The sequence below is a fragment of the Lacrimispora sp. 38-1 genome, from assembly GCF_049890855.1.
In the GTDB taxonomy this organism is placed as follows: Bacteria; Bacillota; Clostridia; order Lachnospirales; family Lachnospiraceae; genus Lacrimispora.
In genome coordinates this window covers 99,946-118,437 of the sequence record NZ_JBANEW010000011.1, presented here as the reverse complement: position 1 = coordinate 118,437, position 18,492 = coordinate 99,946, and the positions used below count along the sequence as shown (strand labels likewise).

Annotated in this window: 21 protein-coding genes and 2 tRNA genes; 3 read left to right on the top strand and 20 right to left on the bottom strand. The window is 42.7% G+C overall.

What is annotated here, in order from left to right:
* Positions 1 to 1,356: a sensor histidine kinase gene (locus V7D18_RS03175; protein WP_426151389.1), complete on the top strand. Its 1,356-nt coding sequence runs from the start codon at positions 1 to 3 to the stop codon at positions 1,354 to 1,356.
* A gap of 4 nt (positions 1,357 to 1,360) precedes the next feature.
* On the opposite strand, the gene V7D18_RS03170 is transcribed toward V7D18_RS03175, so the two are convergent.
* From V7D18_RS03170 to V7D18_RS03160, 3 genes are all read right to left on the bottom strand, one after another.
* Positions 1,361 to 2,191, bottom strand: coding sequence for an alpha/beta fold hydrolase (locus V7D18_RS03170; RefSeq protein ID WP_426151349.1), 831 nt, complete (start codon positions 2,189 to 2,191; stop codon positions 1,361 to 1,363).
* A gap of 93 nt (positions 2,192 to 2,284) precedes the next feature.
* The gene (locus V7D18_RS03165) at positions 2,285 to 2,716 is read right to left on the bottom strand and encodes a MarR family winged helix-turn-helix transcriptional regulator (protein WP_426151347.1); all 432 of its coding nucleotides are present in this window, start codon (positions 2,714 to 2,716) and stop codon (positions 2,285 to 2,287) included.
* A gap of 91 nt (positions 2,717 to 2,807) precedes the next feature.
* Positions 2,808 to 2,893 (bottom strand) — tRNA-Leu (locus V7D18_RS03160).
* A gap of 184 nt (positions 2,894 to 3,077) precedes the next feature.
* Here V7D18_RS03160 and nox point away from each other — a divergent pair.
* Positions 3,078 to 4,412, top strand: a complete 1,335-nt coding sequence (nox, locus tag V7D18_RS03155) for a H2O-forming NADH oxidase (protein ID WP_426151345.1) — start codon at positions 3,078 to 3,080, stop codon at positions 4,410 to 4,412.
* A 155-nt stretch (positions 4,413 to 4,567) separates the two neighbouring features.
* Here nox and V7D18_RS03150 read toward each other — a convergent pair whose 3' ends face one another.
* The 14 genes from V7D18_RS03150 to V7D18_RS03085 all read right to left on the bottom strand — a co-directional run bounded on the left by V7D18_RS03150 (position 4,568) and on the right by V7D18_RS03085 (position 16,189).
* Positions 4,568 to 5,506 carry an IS3 family transposase gene (locus V7D18_RS03150; protein ID WP_426151343.1) on the bottom strand — a complete coding sequence of 313 codons (939 nt, stop codon included), beginning with the start codon at positions 5,504 to 5,506 and terminating at the stop codon, positions 4,568 to 4,570.
* Complete coding sequence (locus V7D18_RS03145; protein WP_426151341.1) at positions 5,449 to 5,907, bottom strand: HTH domain-containing protein; 459 nt, start codon at positions 5,905 to 5,907, stop codon at positions 5,449 to 5,451. The genes V7D18_RS03150 and V7D18_RS03145 overlap by 58 nt, the downstream gene beginning before the upstream one ends.
* A gap of 164 nt (positions 5,908 to 6,071) precedes the next feature.
* Positions 6,072 to 6,153: transfer RNA gene (locus V7D18_RS03140), tRNA-Tyr, on the bottom strand.
* Positions 6,154 to 6,245: 92 nt separating this feature from the next.
* Positions 6,246 to 8,306 (bottom strand): glycoside hydrolase family 13 protein, encoded by a 2,061-nt coding sequence (locus V7D18_RS03135; protein ID WP_426151387.1) that lies wholly within the window; start codon positions 8,304 to 8,306, stop codon positions 6,246 to 6,248.
* A 367-nt stretch (positions 8,307 to 8,673) separates the two neighbouring features.
* Positions 8,674 to 10,491 (bottom strand): ATP-dependent zinc metalloprotease FtsH, encoded by a 1,818-nt coding sequence (gene ftsH / locus V7D18_RS03130; RefSeq protein WP_426151385.1) that lies wholly within the window; start codon positions 10,489 to 10,491, stop codon positions 8,674 to 8,676.
* Positions 10,492 to 10,503: 12 nt separating this feature from the next.
* Positions 10,504 to 11,031, bottom strand: coding sequence for a hypoxanthine phosphoribosyltransferase (gene hpt / locus V7D18_RS03125; protein ID WP_426151339.1), 528 nt, complete (start codon positions 11,029 to 11,031; stop codon positions 10,504 to 10,506).
* Entirely contained in the window at positions 11,024 to 12,400 is a 1,377-nt protein-coding gene (tilS, locus tag V7D18_RS03120) for a tRNA lysidine(34) synthetase TilS (RefSeq protein WP_426151337.1), read from the bottom strand. The genes hpt and tilS overlap by 8 nt, the downstream gene beginning before the upstream one ends.
* 74 nt (positions 12,401 to 12,474) lie before the next feature.
* Positions 12,475 to 13,890: a SpoIIE family protein phosphatase gene (locus V7D18_RS03115; protein WP_426151335.1), complete on the bottom strand. Its 1,416-nt coding sequence runs from the start codon at positions 13,888 to 13,890 to the stop codon at positions 12,475 to 12,477.
* Positions 13,891 to 14,096: 206 nt separating this feature from the next.
* Positions 14,097 to 14,420 carry a septum formation initiator family protein gene (locus tag V7D18_RS03110; protein ID WP_117419541.1) on the bottom strand — a complete coding sequence of 108 codons (324 nt, stop codon included), beginning with the start codon at positions 14,418 to 14,420 and terminating at the stop codon, positions 14,097 to 14,099.
* Positions 14,421 to 14,437: 17 nt separating this feature from the next.
* On the bottom strand, positions 14,438 to 14,794 hold the full coding sequence (yabQ, locus tag V7D18_RS03105; RefSeq protein ID WP_426151333.1) for a spore cortex biosynthesis protein YabQ: 357 nt from the start codon (positions 14,792 to 14,794) through the stop codon (positions 14,438 to 14,440).
* A gap of 17 nt (positions 14,795 to 14,811) precedes the next feature.
* Positions 14,812 to 15,096: a sporulation protein YabP gene (gene yabP, locus V7D18_RS03100; protein WP_117419539.1), complete on the bottom strand. Its 285-nt coding sequence runs from the start codon at positions 15,094 to 15,096 to the stop codon at positions 14,812 to 14,814.
* 90 nt (positions 15,097 to 15,186) lie between these two features.
* A complete protein-coding gene (locus tag V7D18_RS03095) occupies positions 15,187 to 15,426 on the bottom strand; it encodes an RNA-binding S4 domain-containing protein (protein ID WP_097005390.1) in 240 nt (79 codons plus the stop codon).
* Between the two features lie 3 nt (positions 15,427 to 15,429).
* The gene (locus tag V7D18_RS03090; protein ID WP_268875600.1) at positions 15,430 to 15,732 is read right to left on the bottom strand and encodes an HU family DNA-binding protein; all 303 of its coding nucleotides are present in this window, start codon (positions 15,730 to 15,732) and stop codon (positions 15,430 to 15,432) included.
* 64 nt (positions 15,733 to 15,796) lie between these two features.
* Positions 15,797 to 16,189: a MazG nucleotide pyrophosphohydrolase domain-containing protein gene (locus tag V7D18_RS03085; RefSeq protein WP_426151330.1), complete on the bottom strand. Its 393-nt coding sequence runs from the start codon at positions 16,187 to 16,189 to the stop codon at positions 15,797 to 15,799.
* A gap of 158 nt (positions 16,190 to 16,347) precedes the next feature.
* Here V7D18_RS03085 and V7D18_RS03080 point away from each other — a divergent pair, with 158 nt between their 5' ends.
* A complete protein-coding gene (locus V7D18_RS03080; protein WP_426151328.1) occupies positions 16,348 to 17,328 on the top strand; it encodes a ComEC/Rec2 family competence protein in 981 nt (326 codons plus the stop codon).
* A gap of 65 nt (positions 17,329 to 17,393) precedes the next feature.
* On the opposite strand, the gene V7D18_RS03075 is transcribed toward V7D18_RS03080, so the two are convergent.
* From V7D18_RS03075 to V7D18_RS03065, 3 genes are all read right to left on the bottom strand, one after another.
* A complete protein-coding gene (locus V7D18_RS03075) occupies positions 17,394 to 17,537 on the bottom strand; it encodes an AE-binding protein (RefSeq protein WP_426151326.1) in 144 nt (47 codons plus the stop codon).
* Between the two features lie 12 nt (positions 17,538 to 17,549).
* Complete coding sequence (gene spoVT / locus V7D18_RS03070; RefSeq protein ID WP_426151324.1) at positions 17,550 to 18,098, bottom strand: stage V sporulation protein T; 549 nt, start codon at positions 18,096 to 18,098, stop codon at positions 17,550 to 17,552.
* A gap of 189 nt (positions 18,099 to 18,287) precedes the next feature.
* Entirely contained in the window at positions 18,288 to 18,473 is a 186-nt protein-coding gene (locus V7D18_RS03065) for a hypothetical protein (protein WP_117419535.1), read from the bottom strand.
* Positions 18,474 to 18,492: the final 19 nt, after the last annotated feature.

Here is an 18,492-nt window from a genome sequence, read left to right as displayed (position 1 = left end):
ATGATAAAAATCTTAAGCAGATATGTAATTTCAGCCGCAGCCGCAGCAATTCTCCTGCTTATCATTAATTTCACTGCTCTGGCTGTATGGCTGTTTCAGTCAGTCAGGGAATACGGAAAAAACTATACGGTCAATCAGATGGCGGAAGGACTTGCGGTATCTGATGGAGAGTATTCACTTTCTGATCCTATTGCCGCAGAACTGGATCAGAATCATCTATGGGCTATGCTGATAGATGAGAAAGGCGCTGTCATATGGAGCCGAAATCTCCCATCGGATGTGCCCCTGTCCTATACGCTTACTGATGTGGCAGGATTATCCCGCTGGTATTTAAAAGATTATCCCGTAAAGGTCTGGCAGCACATGGGCGGGCTTTTTGTAATTGGAAATCCGAAAAACAGCATGTGGAAGATTGGTATAGAGCTTCCCATGAAAACAATGGACAACTCCCGGTTCTGGATACCGATGTTCTTAATTTTGAATCTTGTCACTGCTGTAATACTTGCCCTGCTCTCTGGTCTTCGGCTGTTTCTCTCCTTAAAAAAACTGACCATCGGGATTGAAAATTTAGCACAGATGAAACCGGTATCAATGCCGGCTCAGGGTATTCTGGGAGATCTGGCTTCGGGCATCAACCATGCTTCATCACAACTGATCCGCCAGGAGGCAGCATTAAATAAACGGGATAATGCACGCACAACATGGATTGCGGGGATATCCCACGACATTCGCACACCTCTCTCAGTAATAATGGGATATGCCGGTCAGATGGAGGAAGACAAAACCCTCACCAGAGATCAGCAGGAACTTGCTGTCATTATCCGCAGCCAGTGTCAGAAAATCAAAGCATTAATCAACGATCTAAACCTGGCTTCCAAGCTGGAATATGACATGCAGCCCATACGAAGAGAAGAATTTAACCTCGCTCCCTTAATCCGCAGTATTGCAGCTGATCTTTTAAACAGCAGCATTTCAGACAAATATACTTTAAGTATTTCCATAGACGAGGATGCACAGTACATGATCTTAACCGGCGACAGCCAGCTAATCAGACGGGCCATTACCAATTTAATCCTAAACAGCATGGGGCATAACCCAGACGGCTGTGATATTAAAATCCAGCTGTCAAAGAGTTCTGAAACCACTCTCCTGTCTGTTACAGATAATGGGACTGGTTTTCCCGTACAGACCCTGAAACGGCTTAACCAGCCATTGGAGCCAATGGAACTTGATAATCACGGGCTTGGACTCACCATAGTCCGGCAGATCATGAGTGTTCACGGCGGCACAGCTTCTTTTTCCAACCTTACAGGCGGCGGGTGCCGTGTTATTCTTACTCTGCCGGGCGGTAAGTAATAAATTAATCAATGTTACCTAGAAACTGGTCAAATATCTGATAAAACTCTTCTTTTTCTGCCAAATGTACATTATGATTTGTATTGCTCATGATATAAACAATGGAATCCTTTAAGCAGGCTTCCATATCCAAAAAATCCTGCTTTGTTACCGAACCTTCTCCTGCAGACTTTATAAGAAGAGTTTTGCAGGATATTTGAGGAAGCAGATCCATCCAATCATATTCATTTGCCCTGTATGCTGCCAATGCCTGCTTTGAAAATAAAAAGTGATATCCGGTTTCATCCTCATATAAACTGTTGACGAAATACTCTGTTTCCAGTTCAGAGCCCGATGCCCTCTTTATACACTCCAAAGCTTCTTTTCTCGTGTCAAAAACCTCATTCCATTCTTTTGTAAAGGCATCGAATTCATTTACCTGACTTGACAGAACCGGGATATGTCTTTTAGGTCCTTTTGCTGTTTTGTCAAGAATAGCTGCTGCCTGGATTATATCAGAATATCTTGAAGCAACATAACCCGCTATACCTCCCCCCATGGAATGTCCCACTAGAATTGCCTGTTTTATTCCAAGCCTGTCCATCAGTTCCACAACATCTTCTCCCATTTCATCAAACGTGTAATACCCATCTGGCTTACTGCTTCGTCCATGTCCTCTTAAATCCGGTGCAATCACTCTGTATTTATCTGCGTAATGACTGATAAAATCGCTCCACGTCTCCGCTCTGCCATACATTCCATGCAGACAGATTATCACTGGTTTTTCTTCCTTCGTATCGTAGTAAAATAAATCCACATTGCTTAAACTGGCTGTTTCCCTAAAAATTTTTCCCATGTTTCTTTCTCCTTTTAAATTAGTTTTATATAAAACTATTATAATATAAAAATATGATTCTTTGCAAATAATTCTGCTAAAACCATATTCTTTTTAACTATTATTAAAATTCTGGTTTATTTTATCCAGAGTCTGCATTAAGGCTTCCCGTTCCTCTTTTGGGATATTCTGATAGACGGTATCAAACAAATTCTTTGAAATATCCTCAAACATGGGTTTTAAATCCGCTCCCTTTTGTGTAAGGGAAAGGTAGGTGATCCTGTTGTCTGAAGCATCCCGTTCTTTTTTTATATACCCAAGCCGGACCAGCTTCTCCACTAGTACGGTTACTGTGGATTTGTCTTTTTTAATCGAATCTGCCAGATCCTTCATTGTGATCTTTTCCATCTTGAGTAATGTGAAAATGATATCTCCATGGGATGGTGCCAGTTCATAAATTCCGTAATCTTCCATCTTTTTAATAATAAATTTATTAGCCTGTGTCCTGATTTTGGATAATACTGAAATAATATCTTGTTCTCTCATAGTTATATAATAGTTTTATATAAAATCATTGTCAAGCAAAAAATTAATTAAAAAAGCTGCTGTACCCAAAAGTACAACAGCCCTCTTTCTATGCCGGCGACCGGAATCGAACCGGTACGGGAGGTAAGTCCCGCAGGATTTTAAGTCCTGTGCGTCTGCCAGTTCCGCCACGCCGGCAACAAATGCCGCCAATGCCTTAGCACTGAACAACATATCGATTATACAAAAAGACACCATTCTTGTCAACCATTTTCGACTGAATTTAGTGTTGAAAAAAATATAAAATATATCGATAATAGTTATTGTTTTTATTTTAACAATATGTTATAATTAAAAAAAATCCACTGAAGGAGGGTATTTTATGGAACGTATCGTAGTAATCGGAGCAAATCATGCAGGTACTGCCGCAATTAACACAATCTTAGACAATTATAAAGACAAAGAAGTAATTATATTTGATTCAAATAATAATATCAGTTTTTTAGGCTGCGGTATGGCTTTATGGATCGGCAACCAGATCACATCACCAGACGGACTTTTTTACTGCAGCAAAGAAATTTTTGAACAAAAAGGAGCGAAGGTATATTTAGAAACCATCGTATATCATGTTGATTTTGAGAAAAAGCTGGTATTCGCAACAGGAAAAGACGGACAGAGCTATCAGCAGCCTTATGACAAGCTGATTATTGCATCCGGATCTCTTCCCATTTCACCTAACATTGAAGGCACAGATCTTGCCAATGTTCAATTCGTTAAATTATATCAAAATGCCAAGGAAGTCATCGATAAGCTTCACGAATCCATGATCCGCAATGTTGTGGTAGTTGGTGCCGGATATATCGGTGTGGAGCTGGCAGAGGCATTTAACCGGATCGGCAAGAAGGTCACTCTGATCGACAACATGAGTACCTGTCTGTCCGGCTATTATGACCGTGAATTTACAGATATTATGTCTAAAAATTTAGAGAGCCATGGAATTAAGCTGGCTTATGAAGAGACAGTAACCAGTCTTAAAGGCAGCCAAAAAGTGGAAAAAGTCGTAACGGATAAAAATGAATATGCAGCAGACATGGTAGTGCTTGGAATTGGGTTTAAACCTAACAGCCAGCTGGGAAAAGAAACCCTTAAACTGTTTAAGAACGGGGCCTATCTGGTTAACAGGCATCAGGAAACAAGTATACCTGATGTTTATGCCATCGGAGACTGCGCTACTGTATTCGATAATTCCATTCAGGATACCAATTATATCGCTCTGGCCACCAATGCAGTCCGTTCCGGTATTGTAGCAGCTCACAACGCATGCGGCACTCCGCTTAAATCAATCGGTGTTCAGGGATCCAATGGTATCTGCATCTGGAATCTTAAGATGGTATCTACCGGTATTACTCTGGAAAAAGCCAAAAAGCTTGGTTATGATGCAGCTGCTGCCGATTATGAAGATACTCAGAAGCCAGCATTTATAGAGCATGATAATTACAATGTTAAGATCCGGATTGTATATGATAAAAAGACGCGAATCATCTTAGGCGCCCAGATGTGTTCCGAATATGATATTTCCATGGCGATCCACATGTTCTCTCTTGCTATTCAGGAACAGGTGACTATTGACCGATTGAAACTGACAGATATCTTTTTCCTTCCGCATTTTAATAAACCATATAATTACTTTACCATGGCAGCTCTTCAGGCAGAGTAAACTTCCTTAGTCTCTGGTCAGGGATAGACATAAAAACAAATATTAAATGGAAAAAGGCGGTGTGTTCGCTGTAAAGTGGTCCCCATGTCAAGGACATTTAAAAAAAAGAGTATGATAAAGCGTCACAGCTAGTAATTGTAGTTGTGACGCTTTTGCTATACCTCTATAGGATAATAACCTGTTCTCAAATATTCTGCATATTGGTTAGGAGAAAGCTTTGCCAGTTCCCATTGATAACGTTCATTGTTGTAATAATCCATGTAATCATTGATTTCTGTACAAAGTTCTTCATAAGTAGTACATCCGGCAAGATGAATTTCGTCTTTCATATGTCCGAAAAAAGATTCCTGTGGAGCATTATCCCAGCAGTTACCACGTCTGGACATTGACTGTCTTAGTTCTTTATCTTTCAGTAGCTGTCTGAATGAAATACTTGTATAATGGCAGCCTTGATCTGAGTGCAATATTGCATCGGTCCGAAGGGCTTTTTTATGATTTTTGATTAACATATTTATTGTATCGAGTACAAAATCAACTTCAAGGGATTCGCTAAGAACATAGGCCAATACCTGTTTCGTATAGGCATCCTTTATTACAGATAAATATGCTTTACATCCATGGTTGTAAAATAGATATGTAATATCGGTGAGAAGGATTTTTCCTGCACCATGTTCTGAAAACTCGCGTTGTACAAGATTATCAGATACAGCATCTGTTTTTAAAGCTTTTGCCATTCTTCGATATGGATTAGCTTTACGTATAGGGCAAAACAAGTTGAATTTCTTCATTAAACGACTGATTTTCTTTTGATTCATACGTACTCCCATATGAAGCAAGCGCATGTAGATACTGCGCCTTCCTTTATCATAACCACGATACAGATATGCTTTAAGAATCAAATCAAAATCAGCTTTATCTCTAGCCTCTTTTTCATTTTGTTTATCCTTAGAATTTAACCAGTTATAATAACCACTTCTGGATACCCATGCCGATTCACAGAGCCAGCTGATGTTTAGTTCATTATTATCCCGTGAAATCATTTCTTGAATGAGTCTGAATTTTTCTTCTGGTGTTGCTTCCGTTTTTCTGCCCATTCGGCTTTTTTGTCTATAAAATTGATTTTTTTTAAAAACTCATTTTCCTGTTTTAAATATTTTACTTGATGTTCTAGATGTGCAATACGTTCCTGTTCAGATAATTGTTTAGTTGAAGGGCGTCCCGAATTATTTTTACGTGTGTCTTCAAACCCTTCTGCTCGAAGACTGAATTTCTTTATGCGTCTTGTAATTGTATCGATTCTACGTTTACCAAGCAGTTGTGGGTCAATCCCCATAACGCGTAAAATAGAAGAAGGCAATCTCCCAGCCTCATATTCTGTGGCAAATTTTTCTCTAAACTCAGTTGTATATGTAATTGCTTTCTCAGAAACGCGTTCAATATATGGATTATTACGAAGCTGTTCCTGTTGTTTCTCTGTAAAATAATTTTTCCCCATAAAGTACGCTCCTTAATTTATGCTATGAGTATAACAAAAATAGACCCTACAAGGTAGGGTAAGTTAAAATATAAGCAATTTTCGCTTTTTTTAACTGTCTATCTTATAGGGTCCATTTTACTGGAACACACCGCCTTTTTCTTACATCACTTCCGTTACTGAAATGGGTGGAGAAGGATTCGAACCTTCGAAATCGTCGATAACAGATTTACAGTCTGCCCCCTTTGGCCACTCGGGAATCCACCCATGCTTTATTAGCAAGCGAGTGTTATTTTATCACAGAGAATCAAAAAAATCAAGGCATTTTTAAAAAATTACATCAAAAAATTGTACAACGTTTACTCCCTGTCGTCCACCAGTAAAACAGAACTCAACGGAGGCATTAATACTCTCACGCTGCCCTGTTCAACTGTAAAAGAAATCTTACCTACGTTATAGCCGCTCTCATAAGTCAGCATAACCCGGGACATGGTCTCTCCATCCTTCATGCCCAGCTGCCAGACCGGAATTAAAATATCCTGCTCTGCGGTATGGTTGCTGACTGCAACTGCACAGATACTGTCATTTATAAAACGACCGTATGCAATCAGATGATCCCCTGCCAGAAGTGGCTTTAATGAACCAAGGCGCAGTGCCGGAATGGTCCGGTGCAGCTCAGTCATATATCTGTGAAACTCAATCAGCTCCAGATTCTCATTTCCCCATGGATAAGTTCTTCGATTATCCGGATCCGTCCAGCCGCAGACTCCTGCCTCATCCCCATAATAAATGGCGGGAGCTCCGGGCCATGTCATCTGGATCATTACACCTTCCCGGAATATGCCATAGCTGATCCCGTCTGAGGCCGCTAATGGTCCCTCTGTTGAAGTACGGCCTGTCTTCATACTGGTTCTTGTAAGAAACCGGGAATGATCATGGTTTGAAAGCTGGTTCATAGCTGTTAAAAGTGATCCCGTCATCATCCGGCTCATATGGTAATTCATGGAACGAAAAAAGGTCTCACCGTCCCCGAAAAGCCTTAGATTTTTCTCATCACTATGCTTTTCCATACCGGTTAAAAACCAGGATACGGGTTCCATGAATGCGTCATAATTCATGACTGTATCCCATTCATCGCCCTGCAGCCAGGCAGATGGATCTCCATAATGCTCCGCAAGTACGATGGCATTGGGATTAGCTGCCTTTACTGCCTTTCTGAAATCCTTCCAGAACTTGTGGTTAAACTGGCTGCTGTGACCTAAATCCGCGGCCACATCAAGCCGCCAGCCATCGGCGTTATAAGGCTTGGAAACCCACTTGGCGGCAATATCAAGGATATACCGGCAAAGAGTCTCAGAACCCTCATAATTAAGTTTTGGTAAAGTGGCATGCCCCCACCAGCCATCGTAAGAATCGTTGTACGGCCACTCTGCATCAAAAAATTTAAAAAATGACTGGTAAGGACTGTTCTCTGATTCAAATGCTCCCGGCTCATACTTTCCTGATAATTCATAAATCCGTTCTCCGTCAAGCCATTTGTGGAAGGAACCGCAGTGATTGAATACTCCGTCAAGAATCACCTTCATACCACGCTTGTGGATTTCCTCCACGAATCTGGCAAAAAACTCATTGCTGGCTTTTAAATTCTCCTGATCAGTTGTTCGGATCATATATCTGGTAGCCCCATGGTTATCGGAAGCCTCCGCTGTCAAGTTCTCTCCGCCGTCTTTTACTATTACGCCGTAATGAGGATCTATATAATCATAATCCTGGCAATCGTACTTGTGATTTGACGGTGATACAAATATGGGATTTAAATAAATCACTTCTACGCCCAGATTTTCAAGGTAGTCAAGTTTATCCCAAACCCCTTGTAAATCTCCGCCATAGAAACTGCCCACATCAAACTGATCCGGGTATTTTTCCCAGTCATTCACTGCCATAACTCTTCGGCCTATGTACAGATATTCATCATTAACCACATCATTGGAGTGATCTCCGTTACAAAAACGGTCCACGAAAATCTGATACATAACGGCACCCTTTGCCCAGTTGGGCGTAGAAAATCCCGGCACAATGGTAAACCATCCTGCGTCCGGATACTGCCCGACAGGGCCCAGACGGCTGTAATAACAGAGCTCATCTCCCTTTCTTACTGAGAAGCAATACTTTATTGGGCTGCTTCCCGTCTTAATCCTGTATTCATAATAATCAAACAAATTGTCCGTATCTGTTTTAATCATGGCAGCCCCGGAAGAACTGCCAGCCTCGATGTAGCTTACAACGTCCGCATTATTTGCTGCTGTCCGGAAAAGAAGAACTACTTCGTCCCCTTCTTCAGGCTCCGAAGGAAACCGGAAGCTGTCAGTTTCATCGGTGAATAATGCATCTTTATTTAACGCCTCTGTCTGGAAGCACATATGTTCTTCATTTCCTTTCACATCTACTCTATTACTATTTTATCTGATTGAATTCAAATATACAACCCCGCCTTTTCTAAATTGCGCATAAAAAACGGTCAGCGGGGTAGCTGACCGTTTTTCGGAGAAGGTATTTCGTTTCTTATGGGGTGTAGCAAAAACTATATAATGTATTGGGGGGGTTTACGTTTATTAATATACCACGCCTGAGAAAATAAGTGTGCACAAACATCATTTTTTTATAACTGTTTTTTTATGCATTTTTTCTCCGGTCACCCACAGGCAACAAAAAAGCGCAGATACACGGGCAAAAACTTAGATATTTTACCGGATCTCTGCGCTTTCATTACAAATCAAAGCTAATATATCAGACTTCTGCTTCAGCAGGAAACAGGCTTTCAAATTCTTTCTGGCCTATCTTTTCTTTTTCCATAAGCAGTTTACAGCAGGCATGAAGGACATCTTCATGTTTTAAAATGATTTCCTTGGCCTTTATATAACATTCATCAATAATCCGCTTCACTTCATTGTCGATGGTATTGGCAACCTGGCCTCCATAATTCTTTGTATGAGCCAGATCTCTTCCGATGAATACCTCATCACCATCATTATCATAATTGATCATTCCCACCTGATCAGACATACCGTACTGGGTTACCATGGCTCTGGCAAGAGCTGTTGCCTGCTTGATATCCTGGGAAGCACCCGTGGTAATGTCACCGAAAATAATCTCTTCTGCAATCCGTCCGCCCAGATCTACCATAATATCCTGCAGCATCTTGCCTTTTGTGTTAAACATATGATCACTTTCCGGAAGAGGCATGGTATATCCGGCGGCACTGACTCCTGTAGGAATAATGGATATGGTATGAACCGGCCCTTCATCAGGAAGCAGATGGAACAGGATTGCATGCCCTGCTTCGTGGTAGGCTGTGATCTTCTTCTCTTTTTCCGTAATAACCTTGCTTTTCTTTTCCGCACCAATTCCCACCTTTACAAAGGCTTTATCAATGTCAGACTGATTAATATACTTCTTGCTGTGCCTTGCTGCATAAATAGCGGCTTCATTCATCAGGTTCTCTAAATCAGCCCCTGTAAAACCGGCTGTGGTCTGAGCAATTCTTCTTAAATCCACATCTTCTGCAAGAGGTTTTTCCTTGGAATGTACTACTAAGATTTCTTCTCTTCCCTTTACATCTGGTCTCCCTACGCTGACTTTACGGTCGAAGCGTCCTGGTCTTAAAATGGCCGGGTCCAGAATATCCACACGGTTGGTTGCTGCCATTACAATGATTCCTTCATTGATTCCAAAACCGTCCATCTCAACGAGAAGCTGGTTTAATGTCTGTTCCCTCTCATCATGGCCGCCGCCCATTCCGGTACCTCTTCGTCTTGCGACCGCGTCGATCTCATCAATGAAAATAATACAGGGAGCATGCTTTTTGCCCTCTTCAAACAAATCTCTCACACGGGAAGCGCCCACACCGACAAACATCTCTACGAAATCCGAACCGGAAATCGAGAAAAACGGAACGCCCGCTTCTCCGGCTACTGCCTTTGCAAGAAGTGTCTTTCCTGTTCCGGGAGGTCCCACCAGAAGAATGCCCTTTGGAATGCGGGCTCCCACACCGGTATATTTGGAAGGATTCTTTAAGAAGTCCACGACTTCCTCCAGCTCCTCTTTTTCCTCTTCAAGTCCGGCTACCTTGCTGAAGTTTATTTTATTGGCATCTTTGGCAAGATGAGCGCGGCTCCTCCCAAAATTCATCATCTTGGCATTGGCACTGCCGGCACCGGCTCTGGCATTCATTAACATAAACAGAAAAACCAGGGCTACTGCTGTTAAAATAATGGGAAGGGTAATGACGAGAAAAAGATTCTCTTTCTGGACTGCATCCACCGTATAGGTAATTCCATTCCGGTCCAGAAGGTCCTGAATCTCAATCACATTGGATACATTGGCCTGTTTTAATGAACCGTCAGACATAGTCATCTCGATTCTGCCTGTTGGGGGCGGATCGTTCTGTCTGACTGTCGCTGAGGTTATGGTCCCATTGTCAATCGCCTGCATAAGTTCCTGGTTTGTAATGATTCCGCTCTTTTGGGGCAGTCTGCTGGCAAATAAAAGCATAATAGCCAGAAGGAGCAGGAATCCCAAGCCTTTAAATGGTTGCTGTTGTTTCAACATGCTGCCTCCTTATTGCTGTTCTATCACTCCAATATATGGCAAATTCCTGTATATCTGATCGTAGTCAAGACCATAACCGATGATAAATTCATCCGGCACGGTAAAGCAGGTATACTTCACTTCAACCTGTTTCTTCACACGGCGTTCCGGCTTATCAAGCAGGGTACATAACTGAACACTGTTTGGATTTCTCTGCTTCAGCACCTCAATTAAGTAAGAAAGAGTATTGCCGGAATCAATGATATCCTCCACAATCAATACATCCTTGCCTTCAATCGGGTCATCCAAATCCTTGATGATTTTCACAATTCCGCTTGATACGGTTCCGGATCCATAGCTGGAAACAGACATGAAGTCCATGGTTAACGGCAGACTGATCCGCTTTGCCAGCTCACAGGTAAAGAAAACGCCTCCCTTTAAAATGCAAATCAGGTGAAGAGGTTTTCCCTCATAGTCCCTGCTGATTTCTTCCGCTACTTCCTTAATTCTTGTTGCTATCTCTTCCTCTGATAACATCACACGTATCTTGTCATCCATTAACTTTTCCTCCGTCTAGCTGCATTTGTATTACTGTATGGGTATCATCTGTTATCTTATAGTATTCACTGATCCGGTATCCGATTACCCATAGGACATGGGAACCTTCCGCAACAAGAGGAATTTTTCCACGTTCTTCTCTGGGAACCTTGGCATCGATCAGATAGGACTTTAAAGTCTTTCTTCCGCCTCCGGCCAGTGTCATGTAATCTCCGGTTTCCCGATACCTCACAGAAAGTGCACATTTGATTTTATCATAATCAAACCATTTCGTATACCCGTTTTTGGGAATTTCCATGCCTTTTTTGTAGGAAAAAACAGAAAAATCCACATTTGGGAGACAAACATCCAGGTGGTTTTCCACCAGATCTTCGACATTTTTCTTTTTTATCCACATTTCCTTCCCGGTTCTGACTGCAATCAGTCCTCCGGGAAGGTCGATCTGCCTGCCTGCAGGACCAAAAAGAAGCGCTGCCGCGCTTTCCACATGAATCATGGTAATATCTTTCATGGACTGATTGACGGTGTTAATCATCTGCCGGATTACATAAGTCCTTATTATGTCATCCTCTGCCAGTAGTATTTCAGTACCAATTCCGCACTGAAAAACGGACCCGGATTCGTCTTTTTTCCATACTCCGAGTTTCTTTAAAAGGCTGCCTGCCTGTTTTTCCAGGTAAGCATCTGCTTTAGCTGCCATTATCCCCGCATGGATAATGTTCTCTCCTGCCCTTGCATTTAACTGCTCTTTTACCTGGGGAAGAATCACTCTTCTGATCCTGTTTCTGGCATATTCGATTCCGCTGTTGGTGGAATCCTCACAATAAGATATCCCTTTTTCGCTGAGATATGCAAGAATATCCTCTCTCCCCACACATAAAAGAGGGCGCACAATATTCCCTCTTAAAGGGCGCATTCCGCCCAGTCCTTTTAATCCGGTTCCCCTGAACAGATTATATAGTATGGTCTCTGCCTGGTCATCACCATGATGAGCTACTGCAATCTTTGTTCCCTTAAACCGCTGCCTTTCTTCTTCAAAAATCTCATATCTTAAATGCCTTCCTGCTTCCTCCACAGACATTCCATGCTCTTTTGCATAGCCTGCAGCATCTACATAAGCACAGGAAAAGGGCACTCCCAGTTTTTCTGAGAGTTCCCCGGCATAGTTACTGTCTCTGTCCGCTTCTTCTCCTCTTAAGCCATGATGAACATGCACCGCTTTTAAAGTCAGATCAAATTCCTGCTTCATTTCGTTTAAGACTACAAGAAGACAGACAGAATCGGCTCCTCCGGATAACGCCACGATCACGCGGTCTCCCCGGTCAAACAGCTGGTTCCGTCTGACATAATCCAAAATCGTTTTGTACATTCAACCACCTTCCTTAGTTGATTTTCTCCCCTCTCTATCATAAATATACCCGCAAATCATGTCTGTTGCAATTATTATTTTCGTTTCCATATCCCGGCTGTCAGCACTGTCATATCATCGGCTGCATTTTCTGTAAATGATCTGGCAAACAAAAGAATCCGGTCTGCCATGTCCTGTGGATTCTTAATTGGCATTCCTGCAATGAATTCCTGCAGCATCAGCTCCTTGTCATCTGCAGGCAGTGCATCTAATACCCCGTCGCTCACCATTATAATCCGGTTATCATCCCAAAGCTTTTTGGATAAAAGCACCGGCTCTACCGGACTTAATATTCCCATGGGAACTTCACCCGCCTCTAAGCGCTCCACTCCTCTTTCACTGCGGACATAGGTGGCTGCCGCTCCCAGCTTCATGGCTTCCATGATTCCGGTTTTTAAATCAATGCAGCATAAATCCAGCGTTGCCGGATGCTGGGATATTCCGGTAAGAAGAAGTACGGTATTCACCATTTTTAAGGCAGCCCGTGTGGAGAAACCTGCCTCCAGCAGTCTCTGTGTCAGTTCGATTACCTGCCTGCTCTCTTCCTCCGCAATTTTTCCGCTTCCCATGCCGTCAGACAGACTCATAATTGCCTGTCCGGGCTGAACCTGTCCAAATGTATAGTTGTCTCCGGAAATCTCTTCACCGCTTTTAATGGCCTTTGCAGCACCATAAATAATCTGATAATCCCCTTTTTCAACAAAACGAATGGTATCTGCTGACCTGGTAACTAAAGTTCTTCCGTCAGGGGCAACTGTCCACTCCCCTTCCTCCATGGCATCCTCAAGAATCTCCGCCGCTTCCCTGACTGTGACGCATCGCCCGTTTAATGTCCTCATGGTAAGATAGGCTTCTCTCTGCTGATTTTCATATTCCAGAAGCAGCATTTTCTCTATCACAATGTGGTTTTTACGGAATGCCCGTTTGATCTCGTCCTCCCAGTCCGGAGTGATGTCAGTGGCATGCTCCACCTGATGGGAAAACTCCTCTAATATCACCGCCAGCTCTTTAAACTGGACAATAATTGCATCCCTGCTTTCCAGAAACCGGTTCTTCCATGCAAGGTTCATGGTCGCCCGCCCAAGCCCCCTGTTTAAGTGAGCCAGATACTCATCCCTTTTTTTACAGCTTTCCAGAAAAAAACGGGGCATGTCCCCGTAATCTACGCTTCCCTTCTGTTCAAACGCACGGATTAAATACTGCAGATAATATTGGTTGTCCTGTTCCTTACCGGGATATACGATACATTTGTTGCAGCCTGCGCATACCATTGCTGCAGCAGTCTCAAGTGCTGCAATCCCATCTTCCTTTGTAAGTCCCTGTTCTGCGGACAGCTCATCTGTGCACGCTCTGGCAAGTTCTCCAAGCGAATTTGCCATGTCGTTTAATCTCTTTGCCGTATATACATTCACATCAGCCATATCGTGATGTGCCGCCTTACGTCTGAACACAAAAATCCCTCCTGCCTGTATCATGCTTTAAACCATTATATACAGGGAGGAGGGAAATTTTTGTCAAAACAGCTGATTCAAATTTAAAATTGTACGACAGGTTTCCTCTTTAATGTCCACGCTTTTTGGACATAGAGGGATACCCGCAGAGTGTTTCCTCTATATTGTCCACGCTTTTTGGACATAAAGGGATACCCGCAGACTTTCTACTTCTTCTGCGACGGCTTCAATAGTATCTCATCGGGTTTCACAAGACCCAGCTTCTGCTTTGCCACCTCTTCGATATACTGCTTCGTCTGGACATATACCCGGTATTCCTCCAGTTCCTTGGCACGGTTCTGCTCCTTGTCCACCTGCGCCTGAAGATTCTGCAGGCGAAACTGATATTCCAGTTCTTTTTCTTTGAGCGAAGCACCTTCGATTGTGACAATTACTGCGAGGCTGAACACAACAAAAGTGATCCCAATAAGAGTCATTCGGTTGCCCCATCTATCTTTTCTTTTTCTTCTTGACTTTCCCATCTCGTTCATACAATCACCAGTTGTTTCTATTGCCGCCCTTTGGGGCGGATCCACTTATGCACTTTCATTTTAAGATATTTTTGAAGGTTTTTCAAGGATTTTAAAAAAAACCTGCTGACCAGCCGGTCATATAAAAACATTCCAAGAAAAATCCCGGCTATGACATATCCTCTTAATCCTCCGTCATTTTGCTCATACAACAGGGAAAATGTCACCAGTGCGGCATAAACCCAGTAAATCATGTCCTCGATTCCCGTAAATACATAAGTATGAGGAATAAAAATACGGAAAATTCGCAGCAGGTCATATGTCATCATAAGCCCTGCACCTGTAAAAAAGCTGTAGAGCAGAAGTTTTACTTCATATACGATATGAACGCTCATATGACTCCCTCTGGATTTTATTTAAACAGCCTGGACAGAAGGGATTCCCCTGATCTGCGTAAAGCCTCGTTAGAGGAATAAATCAGGCTCTCTATGCTGCCGTTTAGGTCCACTTCCCCTTTTTCCAGTGTTAACCGGCTGACATGAAGATCCTTTCCCTTTAAAGTCAGCAGACCCATATCAGTATCCAGTACCACCTGGTTTTCGTCGAAGGATACTACATCCCGTATTCCCGTCATCGTACTGGAAGCACGATTATCTATTGTCAGCCTGTGAGGGCGTGTGCTAATCTTTTCTTCCATAAAGAAAAACCTCCTAATATACCTGTCTAAAGTATATTAGGAGGCGAGCTCCATTATTCCTGAAATTAATCTTTTGAATCAAATGTAAGACTAAAGATAGCGATAAAGCTCTTTTGCCTCATCTTTTTTTACAGTTTCCGCGACATCAAGAACCTCTACCTTAACTGAACTGGTGCCAAAATGTATTTCAATCACATCGCCTTCCTTAATGTTTAAAGAAGCTTTTGCAGGTTTTTCATTCACAAGCACACGGCCTGCATCACAGGCTTCGTTTGCTACGGTTCTTCTCTTAATGATTCTGGAAACTTTCAGAAACTTATCAAGTCTCATGGATTATGCGTTCACCATATCCTTTAATGCCTTACCTGCTTTGAACTTTGGAGTCTTGGAAGCTGGAATGTTCATCACTTCACCGCTCTTAGGATTTCTGCCTTCTCTGGCAGCTCTCTCAGATACTTCGAATGTACCAAAGCCAACTAACTGGATTTTCTCGCCCTTAACTAATTCTTCAGATATTACATCTGTTAAAGCTTTTACTGCCTTTTCTGCATCCTTTTTGGACAGCTCTGCTTTCTCTGCTACTGCCGCGATTAACTCTGCTTTGTTCATTGATATCTTCCTCCTAGAATGTAGCACCAGGCTACTGATTTTCTCGTTGACACGATTACTATATCATTTATAGCTGTTTCTCCTGTTTTTGTCAAGGTTTTTTGCTCTTTTCACAGGCCTTCTCCTGCATTTTTATCGCTTTCCAGAGCGCCTCTCCCTCTTCCGGCGAAATCGCCTTTTTATCTCCAAAAACATGGGGATGCCTGCGGATCATTTTCTCACACACTCCATTCACCACATCGTCAATGGAAAAGCTGTTGTTTTCTTTTGCAATCTGACTGTGAAGCATTACCTGGAATAGTACATCCCCCAGCTCCTCACAAAGGTTTTCCATATCCATATTATCAATTGCACAGAAAACCTCCTGGCTCTCTTCTTCCAGATGCTTTTTTAAGCTTTCATGAGTCTGCTCCCTGTCCCAGGGACAGCCTTCCTCCGACCGCAGTTTATTTGTAATATCTACTAAATCTTTAAAAGTATACATGCACGGAACCTCCTTTTTTCAGATTATAACACATGCCGGAGAAAACAGGGGGATCTGTTTCCATTTCTGACGTTTTTCTGACATTTGACCCGCACCCCTGTTAAAAATTCCTGGATTCTATTATAATAGGTGCTAGTTTAACAAAACCGGAGGTAATCATGAAACATTTTAGTATATGGAAAAAAATAGCAGCCTTCGTGCTGTTTATTAACATTGTATTGAGCGCCTTTACACCTGAAATTGTAACTCCCGGAAGGACAGCCGATGAATTAACAGCCATGCGCATGGGTATCGGTCCCTCCTTAGATATTGGTCCCGGAGGCAAAATTTTTAACGGAGGAAGTCTTTCCCTTCTTGCTGACTATGACAACCGCCAGATGCTTTCCATGATTTTACAGGATAAGAACGGAGCACTGGTAGTCATCGACGGAGGCTGGGATATTGATGCGGATCATTTAAGCGATGTAATCCGTTCAAAAGGCGGACATGTATCCGCCTGGTTCATCACCCATCCCCACTCAGACCATATCGGAGCACTGGTTAAAATATTAAATAATCCCGACCGGAAGATTACCATTGACAATGTATATTATTCACTGGCAGACCAGTCCTGGTATGATAAGGCAGAATCCTCCCGGTCACAGCTTGTTAATGATTTACGCTCTGCCTTATCCACACTCCCCGCAGAGAGTCTTCATACGGTAAAAAAGGGAGATGAGATCCAGGTTGGATCAATAAAAGCCAGGGTCCTTAACAACCCATACCTTCTGGACGTTACATCCGTTAATAACAGCTCTATGGCATATAAATTCTTTTTAAACAATGTCAGCATTCTTGTTTTGGGAGATATGGGACCTGAGGCAGGAAAACTTCTCTATGAAGAGGCAGGCGCAGCCGAATTAAAAAGCGATATTGTCCAGATGTCCCACCATGGACAATATGGGGTAAGCAGGGAAGTCTATGCTGCCATTAAGCCTCAGATTGCATTATGGCCCTGTCCTCTCTGGCTGTGGAATAATGATAACGGCGGAGGAATCGGAAGCGGAGACTGGAAGACCCTGGAGACAAGACAATGGATGGAAGAACTGGGTGTGAAGGTTAATTATTGTATTAAGGATGGAGACCAGACCATCTACTAATCCATATCCCGTCAGCAAAACGACAGCCAGGTTAAAATCCGGCTGCCGTTTTAGCTTCTGCTGTATTAGTCCCCGCCCGGGCCATCCCGCCTTGGTCTTTCTGACTCTGGCAGAGGCTCTACATAAAAGCCATCTTTGTAGGGGTCCGTATCTATCTCAGGGATATCTCCATCGTTGTAGTCATCCTCTTCCGGCATAAAAATCCGCATATTCTCACCTCCTTATCCTTCCATCTGGCGCCCTAAAAATCCAGCTGCTGTAGTTGCCAGTTTTGTTTCCATATCACCAAAACGGGCTCTTGGTTCTCTGCTTAGAAGAGCAACTGCTCCAATGGCATCTCCTTCGCAGATGATAGGCGCCACAACCTGCGCCGTTATACCTTCCAGGCTTTCCCCTGTCAGTGCTACGAATCCTTTCTCATCCTTTCCAGCTACAACAACCGTACGCTCATTAATGATAGTCTCAAGCTGCTTGCTGATCGTCTTTTGAAGAAGTTCTTTTTTCGATCCGCCAGCCACTGCAATAATCTGATCACGGTCACTGATGCATACGGTCAGCCCTGTAGTCTGGGCCATGGCTTCCGCATACTGGGAAGCAAAAGCGGTAAGCTCCACCATTGGAGAATATTTTTTTAATATTATTTCGCCTTCCCTGTCTGTAAATATCTCAAGCGGAGTTCCTTCTCTGAGTCTGAGTGTTCTTCTGATCTCTTTTGGTATTACCACGCGTCCGAGATCATCAATTCTTCTTACAATACCAGTTGCTTTCATATTTAATATTCCTCCATCTTGTGCATTTTAATATCACTGATATTATTTTGCTTCGAATACACCAGATTATACTTAAGTCTGCCATTTTTCCCAAAATTTAAAATCAGGGCCAGACCTTAGAAAAAGTCGAACCCTGATTTTCAGTTAGTAAATTATGAAATTTAGGAAGAGGGATGTTCCATACCCAGATTAAAAATTACCTTGTCTGACACGATGGGGAACTTCTTTTGAAGAGGAAATATATGCCTCATGTGCCACTTTCGCCGCCGTATTATCGGGGACAGGCGCCACAAACCTGTTTTCAAAAGAACCATAGCGCTGAATGGTTAATTCATCTGAAACTCGTTGGAGAAGATACATGCCTAAAACGTCCATAGCTACCACCTTTCTTCGA